Raw genomic sequence first — 16,107 nt, 5'->3', positions numbered from 1 at the left:
TGACTCTTAGCAATTTGCTTTCCTTTTTATGCTTTCAGCTTAATGGCATTTTAAGTACCTTTGCAGCAAATGGTAACAGCAAAAAAAATCGATATCCGCTCACTGGATTTGCCTCAGTTGCAACAACACTTAATCGCAATGCAACAGCCTGCGTTTAGGGCAAAGCAAATTTACCAGTGGCTGTGGGAAAAATCGGCAACTAAGTTTGATGACATGAGCAATCTTTCTAAAGAATTGCGCAAAACATTAGATGATAGTTTCTCAATAAATGCTGTTCAAGTTAATAACTCTCAGTTTAGTAACGATCATACCATTAAAAACACCTTTCGCTTAGCCGATGGAAACATCGTAGAAGGAGTTTTGATCCCGCTGGAAGATAGGATGACCGCATGCGTGAGTTCGCAGGTAGGTTGTAGTTTAACTTGTAAATTCTGTGCAACCGGTTACATGGATCGTAAGCGTAATTTAAATGCTGATGAGATTTATGACCAGGTTGTATTGATTGATAAGCAGGCCAAGCAAAACTACAATAATCCCTTAACTAATATTGTGTACATGGGCATGGGCGAACCGCTTTTAAACTATGCTAATGTACTTAAATCAATTGAAAGGATAACGGCTCCTGATGGCTTAAACATGAGTTACAAGCGTATTACAGTTTCTACTGCCGGTATCGCTAAAATGATTAAAAAACTTGGTGACGATGGTGCTAAATTTAACCTTGCTTTATCCCTTCATGCTGCTGATGATAAAAAGCGTAATGAAATTATGCCCATTAATGAAGCAAATTCATTAAAGGCATTGGCTGATGCATTAAAATACTATTTCGCCAAAACAAAAAATCCGGTAACATACGAATATATTGTATTCAATCATTTTAATGACGAAATATCAGATGCGATGGATTTAGCTAAATTTTGCAAACACATTCCTTGCAAAGTAAATCTCATTGAGTACAACCCTATTTCATTTGCCGATTTTACCAATGCAGAGGGAGACAAAATAGATGCATTTTCAAACTATCTAAAAAGTCAGGGCATCAACACCAATATTCGCCGTAGCCGTGGTAAAGATATCGATGCCGCCTGTGGTCAGTTAGCAGTTAAAGAAGAAGCAGGTATTTAGTCGGATAACGCCGTCAACTTTTCTACAATTTCGTCGAAGCCTGGGCGTTCAGCATGTTGTGGCAATAAACACAAGTCACGCAGCCTTGCCAACTCAACAAGAGATGGGTTTTCTTCCTCCACGCAAATGGATAGCAAATCGTCAAGAAGATAGCCATATGCTTTAACTTCTATTTTCTCTAAATAAAATGAAACGACAGCATTGTTTTTATTGTAAAATGAGGCAGCTCCAAAATCTCCAAATAGCGTATCTCCATTTTCATTAATTAGGATATTGTGCGCATATAAATCACCATGAATTATTCCTCTGGCATGAAGCTGTTGAGCTACCGATGCCATTGAGTTCGCAACTTTTAATACTTGCAACTTTGACAATCCAATCCCAGTATTAAAAATGTCTCTGGTACAACTTTCTAAACTTGGCGGTGCTCCCAAATTAAAAAAATCTTCAGGGATCAAATTCATTACTAAACCCCTTTTCTTTTCCTTTGAAAAATTCACCTTACCTAGCAAACCAACAAGCACTGGATGACTACCTGCGGCGATGTAAGCGTTCATCTCATCATCAGGATAACCATCACTCGTAACGTTGCCCTTAAATATCTTTATGGCAACATTTGTAATCGCCTCACCATTCGATCTTTCAGCTTTATAAATCGTACCGGAGGCTCCTTCACCAAGTAATTCTTTCAAGTTAAATTGTTCAAAATTTAATTCTTGAGCATCTGCAAAAGTAAAATCCTGCTTAATGTGATTTCCTGAAAATGCAAGCCAGGCTAAGTTTGGTAAACCTAAGAGCCATTCTGGTAATTCTGTGATTCGATTTGCAGCTATCCTAAGTAGGGATAAATTACTGCAGTTCGCTAATGTTTCAGGCAGAGAGGCTAACTGATTCCCGGCAAGCATCAGTTTTTGCATTCTTTTACAATTACCAATCGATGGCGGCAAAGCCTCAATTTTATTGCCGGTCAAAATAAGCCACCTTAAATTTAGATTGAGTGCCGATGCTGGAATGACCTTAATATTATTAGATTTAAATCCAACAATATCCAAAGCATCGCATCGTCCCAAAACTTCAGGATAAGTCGTAAATAAGTTATCCGAAGCGAAAAATATCCTGAGGCTTTTAAAGCGATAAAAATCATCAGGCAAATTTGATAACTTATTCGAAGATAGATCAAGATATTCGAGCGTATCTGCCAACTCAAAAAGTTCAACTGGGAATTCAGTTAAATTTTCCGAAATTTTTACAGAAACAGCTCCTTTTAATTCGCCCTTTTTCAGCTGAGATACGGTCTGCAAGTTTATATAAATATTTTATTCTGCAAATATAAGTATTGCAATCAAAGACTTAGCATATTATTAGGCTCCTACGGTTTTTAAATTATATTATTACTACCCACGATAGCGGTAAACTGTAAAAATTTTTTTTTAACTATAGACTTTATAAATTCAGGACGATCGTCATATTAAACTAAAAAATCAAAAACACCAGATTCTACTACACTTAAGAAAGGAATTGACACAATAGAACTTAATCTCCTCCTCAAAGACTGGAAATAATGCTTTCGAACTAACTTCTCGAACTCAACATCCATTTTTTGTGATAGTTTTTTAAGGATAAAAGCTTTACTTCGATTTGAATCTGAAATTGCGTACTCCACTAAGTCACACTTGTAGGAGTATTTAGCCCTAAACTCAATTAAATCTGTATAATATTGTTGTAAGTTCCAATCCATTCAACTATTTTTTAGTAAAAAACATGCAATGAAAAAAGTGTTTTTTCTGCATGATATCAATGGTACACTATCATTAAGCACACCAAATACAACTTATTGATCAGCTCAACAAGGTTACTAGATGATATAACAAAAAAGTATACAGATTGTTAAACCGGAAGCAAAAAAAAACCACCCAACTATTTTGAGTGGCTTTAATTCGTTATAACTCGTATCTATCCAGAGTACGTGCCTCACTATAAAAAATGAGTGTTCTAAATCGTCCCGTGATTTAACTCTGCAAGCAAAATTAGGGGATTATAGCGAATTGTTATATAGCCCCTTTGTACTAAAAAATAATACAAATGCCTTATAAAAAGCTAACAATGCATATCTCTTAAACCAAAATACCTATTCAATATGAATATCAAATTTTCAGTTACGAAATTAATCTGCCAAATTGTAATCATTATTGAAATACTTATATCAAATTAAATCCCAAGTTTGCTTACGATATGAGATGTCCATCTTTCAACAGTATCTGCCACATTGAGTTAATTACGGCGACTTCTATGCTTTGTTAGATATTGCTTAAGATCATATTTATCTTGATAGTCAAGGCATAAAAATACATACCCTCCATTTTTGTCCTTTACTGTTCATTACAGTTCTCGTTTCCAAAAATTTATAATTATTGTAAAGCTCTTCCCAAATCTTGGTGTTTGCATGCAAATCGAACATAGATACAATAAAATATCCGTTTGAATTTAAATTCAAAAAAATTGATTGCTCTATGATTTGAATAGGTTGTTCAAAATAGTAAAGAGTTTCATTAAAAATAATCACGTCATATTTATTTTTAACTTTCGCCCTGTCAAAATCCAGTTGCATAAATCTTTCACTTCCAAATCTTTGCTGAGCTATTTTTACTGCCTCTAAAGAAATATCCAATCCGAAATAATCAACATCGGATTTAACATTTTCAGATATATAATAATAAAGAACGCCTTGACCGCACCCTACATCAAGGATTTTTCCACCTGGCTTAAACCGCTTATATAATTCACAAATAGTTAGATAGTGTCCTTTTTCATCATCAGAATAAAGATAATCCCAATAGCCTGATGTAAACTGCTGTTCCCAAACGGTTTTGGATAATCGCTTTCCTAAATACATTTTACCAAAAAACTTATTTTTTATGATATTTAGAAGCCTATCCTTAATTCTATCAACAAAGATCATAATACGCATAATTTTACAGATACTGATTTAAGAATTAGTTAGAGAAAAATGATTCTGAAAAAAAGAACTACAGCTAAAGAATTGGTAAAACTAACTAAATACAAAACAGTATAGCTCGGGTAGGCAGTTTAATCTAGCTATTTATTTACTTAAAATAAACTAGTACACAAACGTAATTTAAAAACATAGAGAGAAAAATAGCCCTTACGGGCTATTAAACTTCATTAAGTAATACTTTAACAAGCTTTACAGTGATTCAGGCATATCGATTAAATACTCCAATTTGAAAAAATAAACAAGTATTCCCGATAGGTTCAATTGAACTGGGTGACATATCACCCGACATATTAAAAAATTAAGTTTTGAATAAATCCTTATCCAGTAAAAGGTTTCCTATCTTAAGTCTATGATCGTCAACAAAGTGAGGATGCTAGTCAATGTTCCTGTCTTACCGTATAGCATTATTTGAAATGGAAAGTGATAAACCTTTATAAACAAGAAAGCCCTGCAACTTTGAGTTACAGGGCTTCTTTAAGATTTGGCACCGACCTACTCTCCCACGTGTTACCGCAGTACCATCGGCTCTGGTGGGCTTAACTTCTCTGTTCGGAATGGGAAGAGGTGGACACCACCGATATAGGCACCTAAATATTTTAAAGTTGTAAGTTATAAGTTCTAAGTTGTAAGCCTTTTGACTTTATACTTTTTACTCTAAACTTCAACATGACATATTATTGAAAGAAGTTAAGTTTTGAAGAACAAACAACAGTCTGTTTGCTTTGAAAGCTTCGGATGATTAGTACTACTCGACTGTGCTGTCGCCAGCTTTACATCTGTAGCCTATCAACGTAGTAGTCTTCTACGGTCCTATATGGAATTCTCATCTCGTGGCTAGTTTCGCACTTAGATGCTTTCAGCGCTTATCTATTCCCAGCGTAGCTACTCTGCAATGCCCCTGGCGGAACAACAGATTCACTAGAGGCTAGTCCAACCCGGTCCTCTCGTACTAAGGTCAGCCCCACTCAAAATTCCTACGCCCACAACAGATAGGGACCGAACTGTCTCGCGACGTTCTGAACCCAGCTCGCGTGCCACTTTAATCGGCGAACAGCCGAACCCTTGGGACCTTCTCCAGCCCCAGGATGTGACGAGCCGACATCGAGGTGCCAAACCTCCCCGTCGATATGAGCTCTTGGGGGAGATCAGCCTGTTATCCCCAGCGTACCTTTTATCCTTTGAGCGATGGCCCTTCCATGCAGAACCACCGGATCACTATATCCGTCTTTCGACCCTGATCGACCTGTATGTCTCACAGTCAAGCAAGCTTATGCTATTGCACTCCGCGTACGGTTACCAAGCGTACTGAGCTTACCTTTGAAAGCCTCCGTTACCTTTTTGGAGGCGACCACCCCAGTCAAACTACCCATCAAACAATGTCTCCCGCTTGGCGGGATTAGACACCGAACACAGAAAGGGTGGTATTTCAACGTTGGCTCCACGACGCCTAGCGACGCCGCTTCAAAGCCTCCCACCTATCCTACACATCCTGTGCCCAATGTCAATGTTAAATTGTAGTGAAGGTGCATGGGGTCTTTCCGTCCCGTTGCGGGTACCCGGCGTCTTCACCGGGACCACAATTTCACCGAGCTCATGGCTGAGACAGCGCCCAGATCGTTACACCATTCGTGCAGGTCGGAACTTACCCGACAAGGAATTTCGCTACCTTAGGACCGTTATAGTTACGGCCGCCGTTTACTGGGGCTTCGATTCAATGCTTCTCCTTGCGGATGACATCCCCTCTTAACCTTCCAGCACCGGGCAGGTGTCAGGCCTTATACTTCATCTTTCGATTTTGCAAAGCCATGTGTTTTTGTTAAACAGTCGCCTGGGCCTTTTCACTGCGGCTGACATTGCTGCCAGCGCCCCTTCTCCCGAAGTTACAGGGCCATTTTGCCGAGTTCCTTAGCCATGATTCACTCGAGCACCTTAGAATCCTCTTCCCGGATACCTGTGTCGGTTTGCGGTACGGGTTTTTATAACCTGAAGCTTAGCGGTTTTTCTTGGAAGTCTGATTACCTGCACTATCCACTCAGCCGAAGCCTCGCGGTACTATCAGCGTTCAGCTAGATCGGCGGATTTGCCTACCGTTCTAATACCTACAGCCTTTAACGATCTATTCCGTCAGATCGCGGCAGTGTCACTACTCCGTCCCCACATCGCAGTTATAAAAAGTACTGGAATATTAACCAGTTGTCCATCGAATTTCCCCTTCGGGTTCTCCTTAGGTCCCGACTAACCCTGATCCGATTAGCGTTGATCAGGAAACCTTATCCTTTCGGTGGGCGGGTTTCTCTCCCGCCTTATCGTTACTTATGCCTACATTTGCTTTTCTATAAGCTCCAGCACCCATTACCAGATACCTTCACTGCCGATAGAATGCTCCCCTACCGATATATTTCAATCCCATAGCTTCGGTGTACAATTTAATGCCCGTTTATTATCCATGCCCGATCGCTCGACTAGTGAGCTGTTACGCACTCTTTAAATGAATGGCTGCTTCCAAGCCAACATCCTAGCTGTCTGTGCAATCGGACCTCGTTAGTTCAACTTAACTGTAACTTGGGGACCTTAGCTGATGGTCTGGGTTCTTTCCCTCTCGGCGCATGACCTTAGCACCCTGCGCCTCACTGCAGATCATATTTCATAGCATTCGGAGTTTGTCTGGATTTGGTAGGATTTGACTCCCCCGCACCCAATCAGTAGCTCTACCTCTATGAAACTTAATATCCACGCTGTTCCTAAAAACATTTCGGGGAGTACGAGCTATTTCCCAGTTTGATTAGCCTTTCACCCCTACCCACAGATCATCCGGAAACTTTTCAACGTTTATCGGTTCGGTCCTCCAGTACGTGTTACCGCACCTTCAACCTGTCCATGGGTAGATCACAAGGTTTCGCGTCTACCCCCTCTGACTATACGCCCTATTCAGACTCGCTTTCGCTTCGGATCCGTGCCTTAAACACTTAACCTTGCCAGAGAGGAGTAACTCGTAGGCTCATTATGCAAAAGGCACGCCGTCACTGGACCTGCCAGCTCCGACCGCTTGTAAGTACACGGTTTCAGGTTCTATTTCACTCCCCTGTTCGGGGTTCTTTTCACCTTTCCCTCACGGTACTGGTTCACTATCGGTCTCTCAGGAGTATTTAGCCTTACCGGATGGTGCCGGCAGATTCCCACAAGGCGTCTCCGACCTCGCGGTACTCAGGATACTGCTAGACTAGCATTCTATACGTGTACAGGGCTATCACCTTGTATCGCCGGGCTTCCCATCCCGTTCCACTTCTGTTTGCTAATGCCACGTTGCAGTCCTACAACCCCACCTATGCCGTAACATGGATGGTTTGGGCTCTTTCCCTTTCGCTCGCCACTACTCAGGAAATCATTGTTATTTTCTCTTCCTCTGCTTACTTAGATGTTTCAGTTCGGCAGGTTTGCTCATTATATGTGACTGGTCTTCAACCAGCCGGGTTGCCCCATTCGGAAATCTTCGGATCAATTCCTATTTGCAAATACCCGAAGCTTATCGCAGCTTATCACGTCCTTCATCGCCTCTGAGAGCCAAGGCATCCCCCGTGTACTCTTTATTACTTTCTTCTACTCATATGCCTTTTGCGCCATATGGTATGCTTTTTTTGCTCTTGTTATGATGTCTCATACCAGTCATCTGATTACTCATCTGAATGGTGAGCACAAACACAACAGTCGCCTATTGTTGTTTGCTCTTCTTTTTTAACTTCTTCCAATATGTCAAAGAACTTTATTAAGGTATAAGGCTGAGGGTATAAAGGTTCAGGGTTTAATGTGCCCCAACCTAAGCCTATAGCTTATTCCTTATTAGTCAAAAACTGCGGTCTCGAACCGTTTCATGTGCCCCTTTGGCGTTTCTCTTCTTTTCTTTCAATCTGTCAATGATGGTCACCGATCCCGGTGATAGTCTTTTGTGTGTTTTAAAAGCTTTCTGCTTTGGTCTTTAAGCTTTGCAGCTTAAATGTGGAGAATAACGGAGTCGAACCGTTGACCTCCTGCGTGCAAGGCAGGCGCTCTAGCCAGCTGAGCTAATCCCCCAGGATTATTAAAGTAGTCCCGTCCAGATTTGAACTGGAGACCCCTACATTATCAGTGTAGTGCTCTAACCAGGCTGAGCTACGGGACTGTGCTGTATGGTCGCTGTGTTGCAGTTAGTATATTACCGCTACCGCTCCATTTGCTACCTAGCTTTCGTTCCGATGACCCTATGGTTAAGGACAACCGTCATTTCTTCTGGGTGTTTCTTCTTTTTGTTGATCCGTTGTTTCGATGTTAATTGTTTGGTATATGTCTTTCAACTTATATCCTACAACTCTCAACTTATAACTCTCAACTTATAACTTTTTTACTTTATCGAAATATCATGTTGCGCAGTGAGTAGTCAACTCTACTCCAGAAAGGAGGTATTCCAGCCGCACCTTCCGGTACGGCTACCTTGTTACGACTTAGCCCCAGTTATCGGTTTTACCCTAGGACGCTCCTTTCGGTTACATACTTTAGGTACCCCCAACTTCCATGGCTTGACGGGCGGTGTGTACAAGGCCCGGGAACGTATTCACCGCGTCATTGCTGATACGCGATTACTAGCGAATCCAACTTCATGGGGTCGAGTTGCAGACCCCAATCCGAACTGTGAATGGCTTTGTGAGATTCGCATCATATTGCTATGTAGCTGCCCTCTGTACCATCCATTGTAGCACGTGTGTAGCCCCGGACGTAAGGGCCATGATGACTTGACGTCGTCCCCTCCTTCCTCTCTGTTTGCACAGGCAGTCTGTTTAGAGTCCCCACCTTAACGTGCTGGCAACTAAACATAGGGGTTGCGCTCGTTGCGGGACTTAACCCAACACCTCACGGCACGAGCTGACGACAGCCATGCAGCACCTAGTTTCGTGTGATTGCTCACTGATCTATCTCTAGATCATTCACTAACTTTCAAGCCCGGGTAAGGTTCCTCGCGTATCATCGAATTAAACCACATGCTCCTCCGCTTGTGCGGGCCCCCGTCAATTCCTTTGAGTTTCACTCTTGCGAGCGTACTCCCCAGGTGGAACACTTAACGCTTTCGCTTAGCCGCTGACTGTGTATCGCCAACAGCGAGTGTTCATCGTTTAGGGCGTGGACTACCAGGGTATCTAATCCTGTTTGATCCCCACGCTTTCGTGCCTCAGCGTCAATAAGACCATAGTAAGCTGCCTTCGCAATCGGTGTTCTGAGACATATCTATGCATTTCACCGCTACTTGTCTCATTCCGCCTACCTCTAGTCCATTCAAGCCCATCAGTATCAAGGGCACTGCGATAGTTGAGCTACCGTCTTTCACCCCTGACTTAACAGGCCGCCTACGCACCCTTTAAACCCAATAAATCCGGATAACGCTTGGATCCTCCGTATTACCGCGGCTGCTGGCACGGAGTTAGCCGATCCTTATTCCTTCGGTACATTCAGCTTATTACACGTAATAAGGTTTATTCCCGAATAAAAGCAGTTTACAACCCATAGGGCAGTCTTCCTGCACGCGGCATGGCTGGTTCAGAGTTGCCTCCATTGACCAATATTCCTTACTGCTGCCTCCCGTAGGAGTCTGGTCCGTGTCTCAGTACCAGTGTGGGGGGCCATCCTCTCAGATCCCCTAGTCATCGTCGCCTTGGTGGGCCGTTACCCCGCCAACTAGCTAATGACACGCATGCCCATCTCCATCCCATAAATGTTTGATCATTGGATAATGCCATCCTGTGATTTTATGCGGTATTAATCCGGATTTCTCCGGGCTATCCCCCAGATGAAGGTAGGTTGCATACGCGTTACGCACCCGTGCGCCGGTCTCAAAGAAGCAAGCCTCTTCTACCCCTCGACTTGCATGTATTAGGCCTGCCGCTAGCGTTCATCCTGAGCCAGGATCAAACTCTCCATTGTAAAATGTGTTGTAAGATTCTGACCAGTTTTAACTATCGTTAAAAATAGTCTTCTTTTTAATTTGTCTGTTAGACATTGACTTTAAAATGTAATAAGGAACTCTGTACTTGAATTCGTACTTCATTACCCCACTACGCATCATTGACATCTCTTGTAAGAACTTAATCGGCTAAAACCTCACGGTCGCCTTTATATATCTGCTGGTTTTGGTTTCAGATGGTCTTTGTCGTCCATCCTGTGTTTTCACCCGTTTCAATCTTTGTTTTTAAATCGCTGTGGCATCCGCCACCTGATCTTTTTTGTTTTCCCTTCCTTTCAGTTGGGAGTGCAAAGGTAAGGATCTTTTTCTAACTTCCAAATAAAATAAATTTTATTTTTTCGTTGTTTGTTTTTCCTTCCCGCTTTTCAATATCACCGGTTTTAACCAGCTTCCCGTTCTTCCGAACCGGGCTGCAAAGGTAACGATCTTTTTCATCCCCGCAAATTTAATTTGAAATAAATTATTGGCTTTTTCCTACCTCACATCCCACAGACCCACACTTTCATTCACAACCCCTCTCCTCCGGAGCGGGTTGCAAAAGTAGAAAAAATTCCACAATACACAAATAGCGGAATGCCTTTTATTCCTCATCCCTGGGTAAAACGCTGTTTATCAAAGAGAAAAAAATGTTAAAGGGGTAAAACCTTTTGAAGTCTTTAATGGTTTTACTAGGTTGCCTGGGCTGGATCTGGATGTTGAGAGTTTTTCAGATGAGCAGATTGTCTACATTATTGCTTGAACCATATCTCTATATAGCACAATAGGTTGAGGTAATTGTCCTGTTTATGCCAGGCGATTGGTCGTTTGTTCCGTGTAACTGCTGCGCCACCTAAACCCGACCGCAGTGGAAAACCCGCAGCGAGGTACGAGCGAGGATTTGGAACAAAGGGCGGGAGGATACTTATATAGTAGTAATAAAAGTGCTTTCCAAAAACAGTAACTTATTAAACAATAATTTAATAAATTAGATATATGTTAGCGCTAAAACGTTGGGGATATGATTTAATTGGGTTGTTGTTTCCAAACCCATGCAACGCTTGTGGCACTCCTTTATATTACAGCGAATATTTGATTTGTACCAAATGCCTGTATGATTTGCCTTTTACTGATTACCATATTCATGCGGAAAATAGAGTTGCAAAGCAATTGTGGGGCAGACTTGAGTTAAATGCAGCAATGGCTATGTTATATTTCAGGAAGGGAGCGAAGGTCCAGAATCTGATTCATAACTTAAAATACAATGCTAAAACTGAAATTGGTATCTTTTTAGGAAGCAAACTTGGAGAAAGACTAAATATGAGTTCGTTGTATGAAAATATTGACTTAATTATCCCGGTACCATTGCATCATAAAAAATTAAGAAAGCGGGGCTATAACCAAAGCAGCTTCATTGCCATGGGAATTTCAAGTGTAATGGAAATCCCTTTTAGTGAAAATGATTTAATAAGATCGACCGAGACAGAAAGCCAAACTAAAAAAAGCAGATATAACAGGTATGAAAATATGCAGGATGTATTTAAAGTGGCTGACCCAAAGTTGTTGAGCGGTAAGCATATATTACTTGTTGACGATGTAATTACAACTGGCGCAACTTTGGAAGCTTGTGCGAACGAGCTGATTAAAAATGGCGTAGCGAAGGTAAGCATTGCTGCGCTGGCTTACGCTGAATAGGTTAGCTATGAAATTATGTATTGCTTTAAATCGAAAATTATTTAAGTTTGATTTATGCGTGGCCTTATTTTTCTTGCGTTGATTTTTACTTGTATCGTTTTCGGATGCAGGAAAGAAGATCGTATCAGCACTGATCCTGACGCTAGACTTGATTTTTCTACAGATAGTGTTCTTTTTGATACCGTATTCACCTCAGTTGGTTCTGTTACCAAACGTTTTAAGGTTCTGAATAAGAATACTTCTGCAATTAGCATTTCAGAAATTAAACTGGCTGGCGGAGGTTTGTCTTCGTTCAGTATTAACATTAATGGGGAAAGCATCACCAACAGAAAAAATCTGGTAATTAGCGCTGGCGATTCTGTAAATATTTTTGTTAAGGTGAACATCAACCCTGATAATAAACAATTGCCTTTTATCGTTCAGGATTCAATTTTATTTTCAACAAATGGAAACCAACAGGCAGTACACTTTATGGCATATGGACAAAATGCAGTATTTGTAAATAAATCAACGATCAACTCAGACATTACCTGGTCATCAGCACTTCCGTACGTCATTACCGGTGCATTAACCGTTAGAAATAACACCACCTTAACAATTAGGCCTGGGGCAAAGCTTTATTTCCATAAGGATGCAAGCTTAAATATAGAAGGCACTTTAAGCGCAACAGGTACAGTTGATAAACCCATTATGTTTTGCAGTGACCGGTTAGAAAATGCTTACACCGATGAGCCGGGACAATGGAAGGGCATATTTATAAAACCGACAGCCAACGCAACTATTGCGTATGCGACGATTAAAAATGCTTCTGTTGGCATCACCTCAGATTCACTTTCAAAAAACGCCACTCCGAAGCTGATCTTAAGCAACACTGTGATTAAGAACATGCAAGTGGCAGGTTATATTGGAAATCATTCTGAACTTATTGCTTTTAACAGTTTGTTTTACAATTGCGGTAACTATCTGTTATATGCCGTTGGCGGAGGGAATTATAATTTGAAACAAAATACCTTCGCAGGTTACAATCCCAATTTTCCGCGTAAAACCGCAGCATTAACCTTTTCTGATTATTTATCTGTTAAAGCCTATAACAGGTTGAATTTAAATTTGATCAATAACATCATTTGGGGACAACTTAATAATGAACTGGATATCCAAAAGAAAACAACAGCAGCAATTGAGAGCAGAATCTGGAATAATTTAATTAAAACTAACGCTACTGCTTTTTCGAACAATGATAATTTAATCAACTCAGATCCAGGATTTATCAATACTACACTTGGAAACTTCGAATTAGCCAATAACAGTTCCGCGTTGAAAAAAGGCTACAACCTCAGCAATGACCTTTATTTTAATGACTACCTGAACCATGATCTCAAAAATGACCCAAGATTTTTTCCATCCACATTAGGCTGTTTCGAAAAAAACTAACTTTTTTCAAAGTCGTTAAAACAATTTCTCATTGCGCCCGTTTATATAATTGAGAGCGTTAATTTAGATGGTAAGGGTCGATATTTCTACTAAGGATATCGGCCCTTTACTTTTTATCTTATCCAGGTCATTAATGTGAATCGCTAAATCGGAACCCTACAGTTTTAAATTTTCGAAAAGACGCTTAAAACAAAAAGCAACTACAAATAAATGAAGTTGCTTTCTGAAACTAAATGCGATTATAACTTATTTATAAAGCGGGAACGCACTTACCAGGTTAATTACCTCAACTTTAACTGCGTTGATATTGGCTTCATCTTCAGGATTGGTTAGTACCTGATCAATTAAATCAACAATTTTTTCCATCTCCGCTTCCTTTAAACCACGAGTGGTGATGGCGGCAGTACCCACGCGAATTCCGGATGTAACAAAAGGTGACTTATCATCAAACGGAACCATATTTTTGTTTACAGTAATTTCAGCTCGCTCCAATGCGTTCTCTGCCACTTTACCGGTGATATTTTTATTTCGAAGGTCGATTAACATTAAATGGTTATCTGTACCGCCAGAAATGATACCATAACCTTTCGCCACGAATGCTTTCGCCATGGCCTGTGCGTTTGCCGCTACCTGTTTGATATAAGCACCATATTCTTCTGTCAAAGCTTCTCCGAAAGCAATTGCTTTCGCAGCAATGATGTGCTCAAGCGGACCACCCTGAGTTCCTGGGAAAACAGCCATATCTAATAAATTACTCATCATTCGGGTTTCACCTTTTGGTGTTTTCAAGCCCCAAGGATTTTCAAAATCTTTACCCATCATAATCATTCCGCCACGAGGGCCACGCAATGTTTTATGTGTAGTAGTGGTTACGATATGACAGTGTGGAAGTGGATTGGCCAATAAACCTTTAGCAATTAAACCTGCCGGATGTGAAATATCAGCCAATACCAAAGCCCCGATTTTATCTGCTACTGAGCGAATGAAAGCGTAATCCCACTCCCGTGAATACGCTGAGGCACCGCAGATAATTAATTTTGGTTTTTCAGCTAAAGCAACTTCTTCCAGTTTTTTATAATCAATTAAACCAGTTTCTTTCTCTACGCCATAAAATAAAGGCTGGTACAATTTACCGGAGAAATTTACCGGCGAACCATGCGTTAAGTGACCTCCATGAGAAAGGTCGAACCCTAAAATTTTATCGCCCGGCTGAAGAATAGCCAGCATAACAGCAGCATTTGCCTGAGCACCTGAGTGAGGCTGAACGTTAACCCAGGCAGCGCCAAATAATTCTTTAGCTCTGTCTATTGCAATTTGTTCTACTACATCTACCACCTGGCAACCACCATAGTAACGTTTTCCTGGCAATCCTTCTGCATATTTATTTGTCAGTACAGAACCAGCAGCTTCCATTACCTGCTTGCTTACAAAGTTTTCTGATGCGATAAGTTCTAAACCGTGCTCTTGGCGGTTTAATTCTTTATCAATAAGTTCAAAAATTTGGGTGTCGCGTTTCATCCTTATATAGGTTTGTATTTTTTGTGCAAAAGTAAGAAATTAATCGTTAACGAAGCGGTTGAATAGGAGTTAAATTGCTGCCCGAAAAGTTTGCTTTTTTTGAGTTAACTGTGAGCGTAAAACCAAACAATTGCAAAGATTCCCCAATGTGACATTCGCAACGCTATTCAGTTAATGATTTCACCTTGAAATTATTAAAGCCGCTTCCGATAGTAATTTCAATAATCTGTTGCTGCAGCATTTCTAAGATCGCTAAGAAGTTGTATACGAAATGAACCTTGTTCTCTGAATTCTTAAGTACTAAAGCAAAATCAATCTGCTTATTGATGTTTAGTAAGTTGGAGATGAAATGTTTTTGCTGTTCAATAGTGTAAGGATATTGTACAACGGTATGTTTAACCTCTTCGCTACGCAACTCATACTTTTGCATGGTGCGGTGGTATATAGTTAACAACTTGTATAAATCAAGCGATAGCAATTCGTCCTGATGAGAAGAGGATTCCGCAGCAAGTGATAAATCATGTTCAATGTTACCTCTTCGCTCTTGCTGCATTCTGGTTTCTTCAAAAACCTTCAATTCTTCAGCAGCAGATTTAAACTGTTTGTAGGCGATAAGCCTGGCAATTAAGTCTTGTTCGGGGTTAAGTTCAACACCTGATTCGTCAACCTCAATGCGAGGCAGCAGCATTTGGGATTTGATCCGCATTAAAGTTGCTGCCACTAGGATAAATTCGCTGGCAACTTCGACATTTAGGGCCAAAAGCTGGTGAATATAAGCCAGGAAATCATTAGTGATTTTCGCAATCTCGATGTCCTGAATGTTTAGCTCATCTCGTTCGATGAAAAACAAAAGTAAATCGAAGGGACCTTCAAAAACGGGAAGTTTGATTTCAAAATTCTCAGACTGCATTTAAACAAAAATAATAAATAACAGCGAGACGTAATCAGCACTTCTACGAATTAAAAGCAGAAATTAAATTCCATTACTTAAAATGTAGATGGTTTGTCTGGAATCTAAATGAAAAAGGAATTCTCTGGCATCATTAACTACAGATTTCCTGATTTTAACAACTTTGCCTTGAGAGTTGTACTCATCAACTATTTCATCACCAATCTTAACTTTGTTAAGTTTGTTTACAGGGGTTGAGTGTGTTAAATTTAGCATGGGATGTTTTTTTTACTAATGTGGTACTTTTTTTATCTATCGCGAACACAAGTCGACCAACTCAGTAATATGGTAGAAAATGATGCTACAAATATAGATAAAGTATACCCATAAACTCCTATAAAGTAGCTTTAATACTACACATTTAGGCGCTCACTGTGTATATCGTCTTAAAGATCTGGATTATAATTCTGC

At 40.5% G+C, this 16,107-nt stretch carries 8 protein-coding genes, 2 tRNA genes and 3 rRNA genes; 3 read left to right on the top strand and 10 right to left on the bottom strand.

The window, feature by feature from the left end; all coding sequences use genetic code 11:
• Positions 1-69 precede the first annotated feature (69 nt).
• Positions 70-1,125 (top strand): 23S rRNA (adenine(2503)-C(2))-methyltransferase RlmN, encoded by a 1,056-nt coding sequence (rlmN, locus tag EA772_RS07690; RefSeq protein ID WP_124912280.1) that lies wholly within the window; start codon positions 70-72, stop codon positions 1,123-1,125.
• On the opposite strand, the gene EA772_RS07685 is transcribed toward rlmN, so the two are convergent.
• The 7 genes from EA772_RS07685 to EA772_RS07655 form a co-directional block, all read right to left on the bottom strand.
• Complete coding sequence (locus EA772_RS07685; RefSeq protein ID WP_246834068.1) at positions 1,122-2,276, bottom strand: leucine-rich repeat-containing protein kinase family protein; 1,155 nt, start codon at positions 2,274-2,276, stop codon at positions 1,122-1,124. The two genes, rlmN and EA772_RS07685, sit on opposite strands and share 4 nt — an antisense overlap.
• Positions 2,277-3,457: 1,181 nt before the next feature.
• Complete coding sequence (locus EA772_RS07680; RefSeq protein WP_124912276.1) at positions 3,458-4,093, bottom strand: methyltransferase domain-containing protein; 636 nt, start codon at positions 4,091-4,093, stop codon at positions 3,458-3,460.
• Between the two features lie 527 nt (positions 4,094-4,620).
• A 5S ribosomal RNA gene (gene rrf, locus EA772_RS07675) occupies positions 4,621-4,732 on the bottom strand.
• A 129-nt stretch (positions 4,733-4,861) separates the two neighbouring features.
• Positions 4,862-7,738: ribosomal RNA gene (locus tag EA772_RS07670) — 23S ribosomal RNA — on the bottom strand.
• 397 nt (positions 7,739-8,135) lie between these two features.
• Positions 8,136-8,209 (bottom strand) — tRNA-Ala (locus EA772_RS07665).
• 13 nt (positions 8,210-8,222) lie between these two features.
• Positions 8,223-8,297 (bottom strand) — tRNA-Ile (locus EA772_RS07660).
• A 270-nt stretch (positions 8,298-8,567) separates the two neighbouring features.
• Positions 8,568-10,087: ribosomal RNA gene (locus EA772_RS07655) — 16S ribosomal RNA — on the bottom strand.
• Together the 16S, 23S and 5S rRNA genes with 2 tRNA genes alongside form the textbook arrangement of a ribosomal RNA operon.
• 1,012 nt (positions 10,088-11,099) lie before the next feature.
• On the opposite strand from EA772_RS07655, the gene EA772_RS07650 reads away from it, so the two are divergent.
• Positions 11,100-11,798: a ComF family protein gene (locus EA772_RS07650; RefSeq protein ID WP_124912274.1), complete on the top strand. Its 699-nt coding sequence runs from the start codon at positions 11,100-11,102 to the stop codon at positions 11,796-11,798.
• Between the two features lie 54 nt (positions 11,799-11,852).
• Complete coding sequence (locus tag EA772_RS07645) at positions 11,853-13,229, top strand: hypothetical protein (protein ID WP_124912272.1); 1,377 nt, start codon at positions 11,853-11,855, stop codon at positions 13,227-13,229.
• Between the two features lie 246 nt (positions 13,230-13,475).
• On the opposite strand, the gene glyA is transcribed toward EA772_RS07645, so the two are convergent.
• The 3 genes from glyA to EA772_RS07630 form a co-directional block, all read right to left on the bottom strand.
• The gene (gene glyA, locus EA772_RS07640; RefSeq protein WP_124912270.1) at positions 13,476-14,747 is read right to left on the bottom strand and encodes a serine hydroxymethyltransferase; all 1,272 of its coding nucleotides are present in this window, start codon (positions 14,745-14,747) and stop codon (positions 13,476-13,478) included.
• A 163-nt stretch (positions 14,748-14,910) separates the two neighbouring features.
• Complete coding sequence (locus tag EA772_RS07635) at positions 14,911-15,657, bottom strand: ScpA family protein (protein ID WP_124912268.1); 747 nt, start codon at positions 15,655-15,657, stop codon at positions 14,911-14,913.
• 63 nt (positions 15,658-15,720) lie between these two features.
• Positions 15,721-15,912, bottom strand: coding sequence for a hypothetical protein (locus EA772_RS07630; protein ID WP_010599413.1), 192 nt, complete (start codon positions 15,910-15,912; stop codon positions 15,721-15,723).
• Positions 15,913-16,107 lie beyond the last annotated feature (195 nt).

The sequence above is a fragment of the Pedobacter sp. G11 genome (assembly GCF_003860265.1).
GTDB classification, from domain to species: domain Bacteria; phylum Bacteroidota; class Bacteroidia; order Sphingobacteriales; family Sphingobacteriaceae; genus Pedobacter; species Pedobacter agri.
This window is presented reverse-complemented; position numbering and strand designations above follow the sequence as displayed.